The sequence below is a fragment of the Pseudomonas sp. PL-6 genome (genome assembly GCF_054110165.1).
Map to the genome: position 1 here is coordinate 1,583,930 of NZ_CM134189.1, position 13,537 is coordinate 1,597,466.

Annotated in this window: 11 protein-coding genes; 10 read left to right on the forward strand and 1 reads right to left on the reverse strand. The window is 67.9% G+C overall.

What is annotated here, in order from left to right; translation table 11 throughout:
- The first annotated feature begins 9 nt into the window (after positions 1–9).
- The 8 genes from ACW9UL_RS07310 to gpmI all read left to right on the forward strand — a co-directional run bounded on the left by ACW9UL_RS07310 (position 10) and on the right by gpmI (position 10,281).
- Entirely contained in the window at positions 10–1,155 is a 1,146-nt protein-coding gene (locus tag ACW9UL_RS07310) for an ABC transporter ATP-binding protein (RefSeq protein ID WP_457789813.1), read from the forward strand.
- A 121-nt stretch (positions 1,156–1,276) separates the two neighbouring features.
- On the forward strand, positions 1,277–2,527 hold the full coding sequence (locus ACW9UL_RS07315) for a maltoporin (protein WP_457789814.1): 1,251 nt from the start codon (positions 1,277–1,279) through the stop codon (positions 2,525–2,527).
- Positions 2,521–3,405 (forward strand): D-hexose-6-phosphate mutarotase, encoded by an 885-nt coding sequence (locus ACW9UL_RS07320; protein ID WP_457789816.1) that lies wholly within the window; start codon positions 2,521–2,523, stop codon positions 3,403–3,405. The genes ACW9UL_RS07315 and ACW9UL_RS07320 overlap by 7 nt, the downstream gene beginning before the upstream one ends.
- Positions 3,406–4,198: 793 nt before the next feature.
- Positions 4,199–5,647: a pyruvate kinase gene (gene pyk / locus ACW9UL_RS07325; RefSeq protein WP_296233531.1), complete on the forward strand. Its 1,449-nt coding sequence runs from the start codon at positions 4,199–4,201 to the stop codon at positions 5,645–5,647.
- A gap of 8 nt (positions 5,648–5,655) precedes the next feature.
- Positions 5,656–5,823, forward strand: a complete 168-nt coding sequence (locus ACW9UL_RS07330; RefSeq protein ID WP_177432040.1) for a hypothetical protein — start codon at positions 5,656–5,658, stop codon at positions 5,821–5,823.
- Positions 5,816–7,123: a phosphopyruvate hydratase gene (eno, locus tag ACW9UL_RS07335; RefSeq protein ID WP_457789819.1), complete on the forward strand. Its 1,308-nt coding sequence runs from the start codon at positions 5,816–5,818 to the stop codon at positions 7,121–7,123. Before ACW9UL_RS07330 ends, eno begins: the two co-directional genes overlap by 8 nt.
- Positions 7,120–8,745 (forward strand): NADP-dependent glyceraldehyde-3-phosphate dehydrogenase, encoded by a 1,626-nt coding sequence (locus ACW9UL_RS07340; RefSeq protein ID WP_457789821.1) that lies wholly within the window; start codon positions 7,120–7,122, stop codon positions 8,743–8,745. Before eno ends, ACW9UL_RS07340 begins: the two co-directional genes overlap by 4 nt.
- Before the next feature lie 9 nt (positions 8,746–8,754).
- On the forward strand, positions 8,755–10,281 hold the full coding sequence (gene gpmI, locus ACW9UL_RS07345) for a 2,3-bisphosphoglycerate-independent phosphoglycerate mutase (RefSeq protein WP_457789823.1): 1,527 nt from the start codon (positions 8,755–8,757) through the stop codon (positions 10,279–10,281).
- 43 nt (positions 10,282–10,324) lie between these two features.
- On the opposite strand, the gene ACW9UL_RS07350 is transcribed toward gpmI, so the two are convergent.
- Positions 10,325–11,185 carry a MurR/RpiR family transcriptional regulator gene (locus tag ACW9UL_RS07350; protein ID WP_296233618.1) on the reverse strand — a complete coding sequence of 287 codons (861 nt, stop codon included), beginning with the start codon at positions 11,183–11,185 and terminating at the stop codon, positions 10,325–10,327.
- A 182-nt stretch (positions 11,186–11,367) separates the two neighbouring features.
- Between ACW9UL_RS07350 and zwf the strand changes: the two genes are divergently transcribed.
- Positions 11,368–12,837 carry a glucose-6-phosphate dehydrogenase gene (gene zwf, locus ACW9UL_RS07355; RefSeq protein ID WP_457789824.1) on the forward strand — a complete coding sequence of 490 codons (1,470 nt, stop codon included), beginning with the start codon at positions 11,368–11,370 and terminating at the stop codon, positions 12,835–12,837.
- Positions 12,824–13,537, forward strand: a complete 714-nt coding sequence (gene pgl / locus ACW9UL_RS07360) for a 6-phosphogluconolactonase (RefSeq protein WP_457789826.1) — start codon at positions 12,824–12,826, stop codon at positions 13,535–13,537. The genes zwf and pgl overlap by 14 nt, the downstream gene beginning before the upstream one ends.

Consider the following 13,537-nt stretch of genomic DNA (forward strand, 5'->3'; position numbering starts at 1 on the left):
GTAATAACCATGGCTACCCTCGAACTGCGCAACGTCAACAAGTCCTACGGCAGCGGCCTGGCGGACACCCTGAAGAACATCGAACTGGCCATCGACTCCGGCGAGTTCCTGATCCTGGTCGGCCCCTCCGGCTGCGGCAAATCCACCCTGATGAACTGCATCGCCGGCCTGGAGAACATCAGCGGCGGGGCGATCCTGGTGGACGGCGCCGACATCAGCGGCATGAGCCCGAAGGATCGCGACATCGCCATGGTGTTCCAGTCCTACGCGCTGTACCCGACCATGACGGTGAAGGACAACATCGCCTTCGGCCTGAAGATTCGCAAGCTGCCGCCGGCCGAGATCGACGCCGAGGTGGCGCGCGTGGCCAAGCTGCTGCAGATCGAGCATCTGCTGGGCCGCAAGCCCGGCCAGCTCTCCGGCGGCCAGCAGCAGCGCGTGGCCATGGGCCGGGCGCTGGCGCGGCGGCCGAAGATCTACCTGTTCGACGAACCGCTGTCGAACCTCGACGCCAAGCTGCGGGTGGAGATGCGCACCGAGATCAAGCTGATGCACCAGCGCCTGAAGACCACCACGGTGTACGTCACCCACGACCAGATCGAAGCCATGACCCTGGGCGACAAGGTGGCGGTGATGAAGGACGGCATCATCCAGCAGTTCGGCACCCCGCAGGAGATCTACAACGACCCGGCCAACCAGTTCGTCGCCAGTTTCATCGGTTCGCCGCCGATGAACTTCATCCCGCTGCGCCTGCAGCTGCGCGACGGCCAGTGTTTCGCCGTGCTTGAATCCGGGCAGGCGCGCTGCGAGCTGGCCCTGGGCGCGGCGGCGGAGCTGGAAGGGCGCGAGCTGATCCTCGGCGTGCGCCCCGAGCAGATCCAGCTGGCCGGCGCCGGCTCGACGCTGCCGAGCCTGCGCGCCGAGGTCGAGGTGGTCGAGCCGACCGGCCCGGACACCCTGGTATTCGTCAGCCTCAACCAGACCAAGGTGTGTTGCCGCCTGGCGCCGGACGCCGCGCCGCAGGCCGGCGCCAGCCTCGATCTGCAGTTCGATCCGGCCCGCGTGCTGCTGTTCGACGCCGGCAGCGGCGAGCGCCTGCGTCCGGGAAAGCGTCAGGCCGCTGAGGGCAAGGTGGCGCAGTTGAAGAGAGGTTGAGCCACGCCGCGGTATCGGCGCGCCTTATCCCGTAGGGTGCGCACCCAGGCAATGGAAAAAGCCGACGCTGCGGCGGCTATTCCGCAGCATCCGTAAAAAATAAAAACAATCAGGAGCAACGATGAAGACCACACAGCAAGCTGCCTTCCACTCGCTCGGCCTGGGCGGCCCCGCGACACCCTTTCTACTGGCCTTGGCATTGGCCGCGCCACAGGTGCAGGCCCTGGAGTTCAGCGGCTATATGCGCAGCGGCGCCGGCGGCTCGGAGAACGGCGGCACCCAGTCCTGCTTCCAGCTGCCCGGCGCGCAGTCCAAGTACCGCCTCGGCAACGAGTGCGAGCAGTACATCGAGCTGGACCTGCGCCAGGACCTGCTGACCCTCGACGACGGCTCGGTGCTGAGCGTCGAGGGCATGGCCCAGCTGTACAACCAGTACGGCCACACCCCGGAGTTCACCGGCGAGCATGGCTTCGCGCGGATGAACCAGATGTACGCCGAATGGAGCAAGGTGCCGGCGCTGAACGGCGGTTCGCTGTGGGCCGGACGCCGCTTCTACAAGCGTAACGACATCCATATCAGCGACTTCTACTACTGGAACCAGAGCGCCACCGGCGCCGGCATCGAGGACTTCGAGTACGGCGGGCTGAAGTACAGCTACGCCTTCTCGCGCAAGGACAGCTATTTTCAGGAGCCCTACATCAACCGCCACGACTTCAACGTCGGCGGCTTCAAGGTCAACCCGGGCGGCGAACTGGAGTTCGGCGTCAGCTATATCGACAAGCCCGACAGCACCGGCGCCAACAGCGGCTGGGCGGTCACCGCGCAGCACAAGCAGAGCGATTTCCTCGGCGGCACCAACACCTTCGCCCTGCAGTACGGCCGCGGCCCCGGCACCGGCCTGGGCTATACCGGCGACGTCACCCTGGATCGCGACAACAAGAGCTGGCGCCTGGTGGAGTTCTTCGACTGGCAGTCCACGCCGCGTCTCGGCGGCCAGGTGCAGTTCGTCTACCAGAAGGACACCCGGCCCGACGGCGACGACCAGGACTGGCTGTCGGTGGGCGGGCGCACCAGCTACGCCTTCACCGAGCAGTTCAAGCTGGTCGGTGAGCTGGGCCACGATCAGGTCGATGCCACAGATGGCACGCGCAAGCTGACCAAGTTCACCATCGCCCCCACCTGGTCGCCGGCCGGCCCCGGTTTCTGGGCGCGCCCGGAGTTTCGCCTGTACTACACCTACGCCAGCTGGAACCGCGCGGCGCAGCAGGCGGCCAGCCAGTTGGCGGCCGGCTCGGCGCTGTCCGACAGCGGCGCCTTCGACACCGCGCGCCATGGCTACAACTTCGGCGTGCAGGTAGAGCACTGGTGGTAAGCGCCTCGCGCCCGCTCGGGGCCGCCGAACTGCATCCCCTGGCCGGGCTGTTCGCCGAGCCCGGCCAGGCGCGTCAGCGCTGGACGGTGCGCCAGGGGCGCGAGCTGCTGTTGCTGGAACACCGCCTGTTCCAGGCGGCGTTCAGCCGTCAGGGCGCGCAGCTGCTGCATTTCCAGCCGCGCGCTCAGCGGCCCTGGCTGTGGTGCGCCGGGCACTGGCCGCAGGGTGCGGCGATTCGCGGCGGCGTGCCGATCTGCTGGCCCTGGTTCGGTCGCCATCCCAGCGAGAGCGGCTGGCCGTCGCATGGCTGGGCCCGGTTGAGCGAGGACTGGCAGCTGCAGGCCTGCGACTGGAGCGAGCAGGGCGTGCGCCTGCTCTGGCAGCTCGAGCTGTGCGACTGGACGCTGCGTCTCGAGGCCGAGCTGGGCGAGACCCTGGCGCTGCGCCTGGTGACCCGCCATCAGGACAGCGAGCCGTGCCGGCTCAGCCATGCGCTGCATGCCTACTGGCGCATCAGCGACGTCTCGCGGGTGACGCTGCTCGGCCTGGATGGCGCCAGCGGCCATGACCTGCTGGCGCGCGCCGACTGCCGCCAGCACGGCGAGCTGCGCATCGAGGACGGCTGCCACCGCATCTTCCGCCACACCGGCGTGCTGCAGCTGCAGGATCTGCCCTGGCAGCGGCGCCTGGCCATCGACACCCGCGGCGGCGCCAACAGCGTGGTCTGGCACCCGGGCAGTCGCCCGCTGACCGATGTCGGCTGGAACGAGAGCCTGGGCTTTCTCTGCGTCGAGGCCGCCAGCTGCGGGCCAGACAGCCTCTGCCTGCGGCCGGGGGAGGAGGGAGTGTTGAGCTTGCGCGCGGGGTTGGCCGGCTAGCGACCGCCTAGCTGGCTAGCGGCGGTGCGCGCGTATGCAAAAGGTTTATCGCCGAAGCTCGTATAGGTGTCGCGGGGCCGCCTGGGGTGTGCGCACCAGGCACTCGATTATCGGCGCGGCGCCGCGAACCGGTGCGTCATGCGCACCGGCCCATCACTGCCGAATCGTTGGATCGGCTCCTCATCCGCCGGATAGCGGCTGGCGGTCAGGCTTTCCTTGAACTGGCGCAGGCGGGTGCCGCCCGGCGGTCCCACCGTGAGCGGCACATTGTGCGTGTCGCGTCGCTGGTTCGTTCGCGGCAAGGCGTCTGACGACCGCAGCGCCGCCGGCTCTTCGCGCCCCCCGACGCTCGGGTCGATAGCGCCCCCCAGAGGACGCCCGCTACCGGCTGACGGCGCCTGTGATCTGCCGTTCGCGGGTTGCCGGCAAAGGCGCGACTGAGGTCATGGCAGCGTCGCGCTCGCGCAGCGCGCGCTGGGGCGCCGCCATTTCACCCTTTGCCGGTGCCGCCGACGATGGGGGCGAGTGGATGTTTATGTTGTTTTTATTACTACATTTTTTCTTGATTGCTCTGAATTTTAGGAGTATCAATTGAAAATATTCTTAAGTTAACCACTTTTCTGTCCGCTGCAGCTTGCCTGGGGTTCGATCTGGCGGGTGGCGCGCGGGCTCGGCGGGTGGTGGTCATGCGGGGCTGGCGGGCACTTGTGTCGGCTGCCGCGCGAACGGCTTGTGCCTAGGCCGATTCCGGTCCCTGTCCTGTATGCAAGCAGGTCTTTATGAGGGTTGAACTGTGCAACGAAGAACGAAAATAGTGGCCACCCTGGGCCCGGCCACCGAGAGCCCCGAGGCGATCGAGGGGCTGGTGCTGGCCGGTGTCGACGTGGTGCGCCTGAACTTCTCCCACGGTAGCGCCGCCGAGCACATCGCCCGGGCCGCCCTGGTGCGCGAGATGGCGCGCAAGCACGGGCGCTTCGTCGCCGTGCTGGGCGATCTGCAAGGGCCGAAGATCCGCATCGCCCGCTTTGCCGCCGGCAAGGTGCGGTTGTCCAAGGGCCAGGTCTTCGCCCTCGATGCAGCACTGGACAAGCAGTCCGGCGACGAGCAGGCGGTGGGGATCGACTACGAGGCGCTGATCGGCGACAGCCGCCCCGGCGACATCCTGCTGCTGGACGACGGCCGCATCGAGCTGGAGGTCAAGCGCGTCGAGGCCAGCCGGCTGCTCTGCGAGGTGCTGGTCGGCGGGCCGCTGTCGAACAACAAGGGCATCAACCGCAAGGGCGGCGGTCTGTCGGCGGCGGCACTGACCGACAAGGACCGCGAGGACATCCTCACCGCCGCCGAGATGCAGGTCGACTACCTGGCGGTGTCCTTCCCGCGAGACGCCGCCGATATCCAGCTGGCGCGCCGGCTGCTGCGCGAGGCGGGCGGCGAGGCCGGGATGATCGCCAAGATCGAACGCGCCGAGACGGTCGCCGAGCTGCAGGTGCTGGATGCGATCATCGAAGCCTCCGACGGGGTGATGGTGGCGCGCGGCGACCTCGGCGTGGAGATCGGCGATGCCGAGCTGGTAGCGGTGCAGAAGCTGATCATCGAGCGCGCCCGCAGCCTCAATCGGGTGGTGATCACTGCGACGCAGATGATGGAGTCGATGATCAGCCAGCCGCTGCCGACCCGTGCCGAGGTGTTCGACGTCGCCAACGCCGTGCTCGACGGCACCGATGCGGTAATGCTCTCGGCCGAGACCGCGGCCGGTGCCTATCCGATCGAGACGGTCGAGGCCATGCGCCGGGTCATAGTCGGGGCGGAGCGGCACCCGCTGGCGCATCGCTCGCGCCATCGCATGGATGAGGTCTTCCACAAGATCGACGAGTCGATCGCCATGGCGGCCATGTACGCGGCCAACCACCTGCACGGGGTCAAGGCGATCATCTGCATGACCGAGAGCGGCGACACGCCGCGGCTGATGTCGCGGATCCGCTCGCACCTGCCGATCTACGCCTTCTCGCGCAATCCGCGCACCCAGAACCGGGTCGCCTTGTTCCGCGGGGTGCAGACCATCCCGTTCGACAGCGAGCGCCTGCCGCTGGCCGAGATCAACGCCCGCGCGGTCGACGAGCTGCTGCGCCGCGGCGTGGTGGCCGACGGCGATCATGTGCTGATTTCGCGCGGCGACCATGCCAATGCCCAGGGTGGCACCAACTGCCTGCGGGTGATCCGCGTCGGCGACGACGTTTGCTAGGAGTTCCCATGAATACGCCCCTTCAGTCCGGTGGCCCTGTGCCCGCCGGCGAATTCGAGTGGCCGCGCGACTTCGATTTTCGCGAAGCCTATGCCGAGCAGCGCGAGCTGCTCGCCGCTGCGCCCGTCGAGCCAACCCCTGCAACCCTTTCCCCGGAGAGCGAAGGCAATGACTGACACCCGCATCCAGCAAGTGACCGCTCGCGAGATCCTCGACTCGCGCGGCAATCCGACCGTCGAAGCCGTGGTGACCCTGGCCGGCGGCGCGGTCGGCATCGCCAGCGTGCCGTCCGGTGCCTCCACTGGCAGTCGCGAGGCGCTGGAGCTGCGCGACGGCGGCGCGCGCTACCTGGGCAAGGGCGTGCAGCGCGCGGTGGCCAACGTCGACGGCGCGATCCGCGAGCGCGTGCTCGGCCTGGATGCGCTGAACCAGCGCGAGCTGGACGCGGCGATGATCGCCCTGGACGGCAGCGAGAGCAAAAGCGCGCTGGGCGCCAATGCCATCCTCGCGGTGTCGCTGGCCGCTGCCAAGGCCGCTGCCGCGGCGCTCGGCATGTCGCTGTACGAGCACCTGGCGGCGCTGTACGGCCAGCCGGGGCGGTTCAGCCTGCCGGTGCCGATGATGAACATCATCAATGGCGGCGAGCATGCCGACAACAACGTCGACATCCAGGAGTTCATGATCCAGCCGATCGGCGCCGGCTCCTTCGCCGAGGCGCTGCGCATGGGGGCGGAGGTCTTCCATACGCTCAAGCAGGTGCTCGGCGAGCGCGGCCTGAGCACCGCGGTGGGCGACGAAGGCGGCTTCGCGCCCTCGCTGGCGTCCAACGAGGAGGCGCTGGTGGTGATCGCCGAGGCGGTGCGCCGCGCCGGCTATGAACTGGGCAAGGACATCAGTCTGGCGCTGGACTGCGCCGCCTCGGAGTTCTACCGCGACGGTCGCTACGTGCTGGCCGGCGAGGGCAAGAGCTTCGACTCCGCCGGCTTCGCCGACTACCTGGCCGGGCTGTGCCAGCGCTACCCGATCGCCTCGATCGAGGACGGCATGGACGAGAGCGATTGGGATGGCTGGGCCTACCTGACCGAGAGGCTGGGCAAACGCGTGCAACTGGTCGGCGACGACCTGTTCGTCACCAACAGCCGGATTCTCAAGGAGGGCATCGATCGCGGCATCGGCAACTCGATCCTGATCAAGTTCAACCAGATCGGCAGTCTCAGCGAGACCCTCGATGCCATCCGCATGGCCCAGGATGCCGGGTACACCGCGGTGATCTCGCACCGCTCCGGCGAGACCGAGGACACCACCATCGCCGACCTGGCGGTGGCCACCTGCGCCGGGCAGATCAAGACCGGTTCGCTGTGTCGTACCGACCGGGTCGGCAAATACAACCAGCTGCTGCGCATCGAGCAGGCGCTGCAAGGCCGTGCCGCCTATTGCGGCGCTTCGATCTTCCCCCCAGAGGAGCTGACGCCATGAGCGCTGCCAACCGTCTCGATCGCCTGTTTCCGGCCCTGGCCGAGATCCCCGAGCAATACCGCCCCGGCGCGCCCATCGAGCAGCGCGACTACCTGGTCGATGGCCAGCTGCGCACCTGGGAGGGGTCGCTGGCACCGGTGCGCAGCCCGGTGTTCCTGGCCACCGCACAGGGCGACGAGCAGGTGATCCTCGGCAGCACGCCGCGGCTCGACGCCGAGGCGGCGCTGGCCGCCCTGGACGCCGCGGTGCGTGCCTACGCCAACGGTCAGGGTGCCTGGCCCAACCTGCGCGTGGCCGAGCGCATCCAGCACGTCGAGGCGTTCCTGGCGCGCATGCGCGAGCAGCGCGAGGCGGTGGTCAAGCTGCTGATGTGGGAAATCGGCAAGAACCTCAAGGACTCGCAGAAGGAGTTCGACCGCACCTGCGACTACATCGTCGACACCATCGAGGCGCTCAAGGCGCTGGACCGTCGCTCCAGCCGCTTCGAGCTGGAGCAGGACACGCTCGGCCAGATCCGCCGGGTGCCGCTGGGCGTGACCCTGTGCATGGGGCCCTACAACTACCCGCTGAACGAGACCTTCACCACCCTGATCCCGGCACTGATCATGGGCAACACCGTGGTGTTCAAGCCGGCCAAGTTCGGCGTGCTGCTGATCCGCCCGCTGCTCGAGGCGTTCCGCGACAGCTTCCCGGCCGGGGTGATCAACGTCATCTACGGCAGCGGCCGCGAGACCGTCAGCGCGCTGATGGCCAGCGGCAAGGTCGACGTGTTCGCCTTCATCGGTACGCACAAGGGCGCCAGCGACCTGAAGAAGCTGCACCCGCGCCCGCACCGCCTGCGCGCGGCGCTGGGCCTGGACGCGAAGAATCCGGGCATCGTGCTGCCCGAGGTCGACCTGGATAACGCCGTGAGCGAGGCGCTGACCGGGGCGCTGTCGTTCAATGGGCAGCGCTGCACGGCGTTGAAGATCCTCTTCGTGCATGAGGATGTGGTCGACAGCTTTCTCGACAAGTTCAGCGCCGGGCTGGCCGCGCTCAAGCCGGGCATGCCCTGGGAACCCGGGGTCGCCCTGACGCCGCTGCCCGAGCCGGGCAAATGCGATTACCTGCAGACCCTGCTGGCCGATGCCGTGGCCAAGGGTGCGCGGGTGGTCAATGCCTACGGCGGCGAGTCGCGCCAGTCGTTCTTCTACCCGGCCGTGCTCTACCCGGTGAGTCCGGCCATGCGCATCTATCAGGAGGAGCAGTTCGGCCCGCTGGTGCCGGTGGTGCCCTACCGCGACCTGCAGACGGTGATCGACTACGTGCTCGACTCCGACTACGGCCAGCAGCTGAGCATCTTCGGCAGCGACTCGGCCCAGGTCGGCCGGCTGGTCGATGCCTTCGCCAACCAGGTCGGCCGGATCAATATCAACGCCCAGTGCCAGCGCGGCCCGGACAGCTTCCCGTTCAACGGTCGCAAGAACTCGGCCGAAGGCACCCTGTCGGTGCACGACGCGCTGCGCGTGTTCTCCATCCGTACCCTGGTGGCGACCAAGTTCCAGGACGGCAACAAGGCGCTGGTCAGCGAGATCATCCGCAACCGCGAATCGAGCTTCCTGACCACCGATTACATCTTCTGAGAGGCGCCGATGACCACCCGAACCCTGATCATTCTCGACGGCATCGGCCTGCGCCGGGAGGTCGAGGGCAATGCCCTGGCCGCGGCGCGTACGCCGACCCTGGACGCACTGTTCGCTCACTATCCGCACGGCCGCATCGCCACCTCGGGCCTGGCGGTCGGTCTGCCCGAGGGGCAGATGGGCAATTCCGAGGTCGGCCATATGAACCTCGGCGCCGGGCGCGTGGTGTACCAGAGCCTCACGCGGATCAACCGGGCCATCGCCGATGGCGAGTTCGCCGCCAATCCGGCGCTGGTCGAGCTGCTCGACGGCGCGCGGCGCCGCGGTGGTGCGGTGCACCTGCTCGGCCTGCTGTCGCCGGGCGGGGTGCACAGCCACGCCGAGCAGATCATCGCCGCTTGCCGGGTGCTGGCCGAGCGCGGCATCGAGCGCTTCTACGTGCATGCCTTCCTCGATGGCCGCGACACCCCGCCGCAGAGCGCCGGGCCCTTCATCGCGCAGCTGCAGGCCGAGCTGGATGCGCTGGGCAAGGGGCGCATCGCCTCGTTGATCGGTCGTTACTACGCGATGGATCGCGACAATCGCTGGGAGCGGATCGCGGCGGCCCACCGGCTGATCGTCGAGGGGCGCGGCGAGTTCCGGGCGGCCACGGCCGAGGCCGGGCTGCAGCAGGCCTATGGCCGCGGTGAGTCGGACGAGTTCGTCCAGGCTACCGGCATCGGCGAGGCGGTCGCGCTGGCGGAGGAGGATGCGCTGATCTTCATGAATTTCCGGCCCGACCGGGCGCGGCAGCTGTGCCAGGCGCTGGTCGATCCGGCCTTCGACGGCTTCGCCCGCGCGCGCCTGGTCGACAAGCGCCGGCTGCTGACCCTGACCCGCTATTCGCAGCAGCTGGACGGGCCCTGCGCCTTCCCGCCGCAAAGCCTGCGTAACAGTCTGGGCGAATACCTGGCCGGGCTCGGCAAGACCCAGCTGCGCATCGCCGAGACGGAGAAATACGCCCACGTCACCTTCTTCTTCAACGGCGGGCGCGAGCAGCCATTCGCCGGTGAGGAGCGCATCCTGATCCCGTCGCCGGACGTCGCCTCCTACGACCTGCGGCCGCAGATGAGCGCGCCCGAGTTGACCGCGCGCCTGGTCGAGGTGATCCGGGATCGGCGCTTCGATCTGATCGTATGCAACTACGCCAACGGCGACATGGTCGGCCATACCGGTAGCTTCGATGCGGCGGTGCGCGCCGTGGAGGCGCTGGACGCCTGCCTGGGCGAGGTGGTCGAGGCGACCCTGGCAGCCGGTGGCGAGTGCCTGATCACCGCCGATCACGGCAACGTCGAGCAGATGTGCGACGCCGAGTCGGGTCAGGCGCATACCGCGCATACCCTCAATCCGGTGCCGCTGATCCTGGTCAGCGGACGGGCCGGGCAGTTCGCCCTCGGGGATGGCCGGCTGTGCGACATCGCGCCGACCCTGCTGGACTTGATGGGGTTGGCGCTGCCGGCGGAAATGGAAGGGCGGTCGCTGTTGCTGAAGGATTGATGGTCGCTGGGGCGTGCCTGCCGCCGAAAGGCGGATGATCGCCCTAGATCGGCTCCTCGTCCGCCGGGTAGCGGCTGGCGGTCAGGCTTTCCTTGATCTTGCGCAGGTGTGGCTGGAAATCCACGCCGCGGCGCAGGGTCACCCCGGTGGCGAGCACGTCGAGCACGGTGAGCTGAATGATGCGCGAGGTCATCGGCATGTAGATGTCGGTGTCCTCCGGCAGCGGAATGTCCAGGCTCAGGGTGCTGGCCTTGGCCAGCGGCGAGCCGGCGGCGGTCAGGCCGAGCACCGAGGCGCCGTTCTCCCGCGCCAGGCGTGCCACCTCCACCAGTTCGCGGGTGCGCCCGGTGTAGGAAATGATCACGAACAGATCGCCGGTGTGCGCCACCGAGGCGATCATGCGCTGCATCAGCACGTCGGAATGCGCCGACACCGCCAGGTTGAAGCGGAAGAACTTGTGCTGCGCGTCCAGCGCCACCGAGGCCGAGGCGCCGAGGCCGAAGAAGTGGATCTGCCGCGCCTGGATCAACAGGTCGACGGCGCGGCTGACCAGCTGCGCATCGAGGCTCTGGCAGGCGGTATCTAGCGAGGCGATGGTGCTGCCGAAGATCTTCCGCGTGTAGGCCTCGGGGCCGTCGTCGGCGGCCACCGCGCGGCTGACGTAGGCGGCGCCGCTGGCCAGGCTCTGCGCCAGCTGCATCTTCAGCTCGGGGTAGCCGTTGGCGCCGAACGAGCGGCAGAAGCGGTTGACCGTCGGCTCGCTGACCCCGGCGGCCTGGGCCAGTGCCGCGATGCTGAAGCGGGTGGCCTGCTGCGGATCGTGCAGGATCACCTCGGCGACCTTGCGCTCGGCCTTGTTCAGGTCGTCGAGGCGGCTCTGGATCTGTTCCAGCAGATTGCGCACGCGGTCCATGGGAAGTCCTCAGATGGGCGGTAAAGAAGGCTGGCCTATCCTACTGGTGACACCCGCTCGTCACCACCTCTGCGTAGGTTTTGGAAAAATGTTGTTGTTATTACAACATTTGCTCTTGATAAAACCGCTGCTACCCGGTATTTCTAGTGCATCTTGATAAAAGAACGAACATCATGGCCGCGATAAAGCTTGAATCCTGCACCTTTGCCCTGTTCGGCGCCCTCGGCGATCTGGCTCTGCGCAAGCTGTTTCCTGCGCTTTACCAGCTCGATCGCGCCGGTTTGCTGCACGACGACACCCGCATCCTCGCCCTGGCCCGCGAAGCCGGTGAGCCGCAGCGCCACCTGGCCGCCATCGACCAGGCGCTGCGCCTGCACGTGCCGGCCAAGGAGCTGGAGGAGGGCGCGCTGGCGCGTTTCCAGGCGCGCCTGCACTACCTGACCATGGATTTTCTTCAGGCCGAGGACTACCTGGCCCTGGCCGAGCTGGCCGGCGCACAGGACCAGCTGGTCGCCTACTTCGCCACCCCGGCATCGGTGTATGGCGGCATCTGCGCCAACCTGGCCGCCGTCGGGCTGGCCGAGGGCACGCGGGTGGTGCTGGAGAAACCGATCGGCCACGACCTGGCATCCTCGCGTGCGGTCAACGACGCGGTGGCGCGGGTGTTCCCGGAGAACCGCGTCTATCGCATCGACCATTACTTGGGCAAGGAGACGGTGCAGAACCTGATTGCCCTGCGTTTTGCCAACAGCCTGTTCGAAACCCAGTGGAACCAGAACCACATCTCCCACGTGGAAATCACCGTGGCCGAGAAGGTCGGTATCGAGGGCCGCTGGGGCTACTTCGATCAGGCCGGGCAACTGCGCGACATGATCCAGAACCACCTGCTGCAGCTGCTTTGCCTGATCGCCATGGACCCGCCCAGCGACCTGTCCGCCGACAGCATTCGCGATGAGAAGGTCAAGGTGCTCAAGGCGCTGGAGCCGATCAGCGTCGAGCAGCTCGGCCAGCGCGTGGTGCGTGGCCAGTACGTCGCTGGCAGCAGCGATGGACGGCCGGTACCGGGCTATCTGGAGGAAGAGAACTCCAATACCCAGAGCGACACCGAAACCTTCGTCGCCCTGCGTGCCGACATCCGCAACTGGCGCTGGGCCGGCGTGCCCTTCTACCTGCGCACCGGCAAGCGCATGCCGCAGAAGCTGTCGCAGATCGTCATCCACTTCAAGGCGCCGCCGCACTACATCTTCGCCCCTGAGCAGCGCCAGCTGATCGGCAACAAGCTGATCATCCGCCTGCAGCCGGACGAGGGCATCGCCCTGCAGGTGCTGACCAAGGATCAGGGCCTGGATAAGGGCATGCAGCTGCGCAGCGGCCCGCTGCAGCTGAGCTTCTCCGATACCTACCGCAGCGCGCGGATTCCCGATGCCTACGAACGTCTGCTGCTGGAAGTGATGCGCGGCAGCCAGAACCTGTTCGTGCGCAAGGACGAAATCGAATACGCCTGGCAGTGGTGCGACCAGCTGATCGCCGGCTGGAAGCAGCTCGGCGAGGCGCCGAAACCCTATACCGCCGGTAGCTGGGGCCCGATGGCCTCGGTGGCACTGATCACTCGTGACGGGAGGAGCTGGTATGGCGATCTCTGACCTTGAACTGCCCACGGGTGTGGTTGCCCGTAGCGATGTCAGCGCAGAGGCGCATGCCGATGCCCTGGCCCTGCGCGTGGCCGACGCCCTGCGCCAGGCCATCGACAGCCGCGGCAGCGCCACCCTGGTGGTGTCCGGCGGGCGCAGCCCGGTGGCCTTCTTCGAGGCCCTGGCGCAGCAGGCGCTGCCCTGGGCGCAGGTGCTGGTGAGCCTGGCCGACGAGCGCTGGGTGCCGGTCAACCACGCCAGCAGCAACGAGGCGCTGGTGCGTCGTCATCTGCTGCGTGGCGCGGCCTCCGAGGCGAAGTTCCTCGGCCTGTACCGGGTTGCCGGCAGCCTGGAGCAGGCGGCGGAGCTGGCCGATGCGGCCTTTGCCGAATTGCCGCCGATCGACGTGCTGGTACTGGGCATGGGCGACGACGGCCACACCGCCTCGCTGTTCCCGGACAGTCCCAATCTCGACCAGGCGCTGCGCGCCGACTGCCCGCGCCGGGTGCTGCCGATGCAGGCGCCGAGCCAGCCGGCGCAGCGCCTGACCCTGACCCTGCCGCTGCTGGCCGGTGCGCGCCTGCCGCTGCTGGCGATCCAGGGCCAGGCCAAGCTGGCCACCCTGGCCGAGGCGCTGGCGCCCGGCGAGGTGGCGAGCATGCCGATCCGCGCCTTCCTGCATTCCCCTCTCGAAATCTATTGGTGCCCCTGA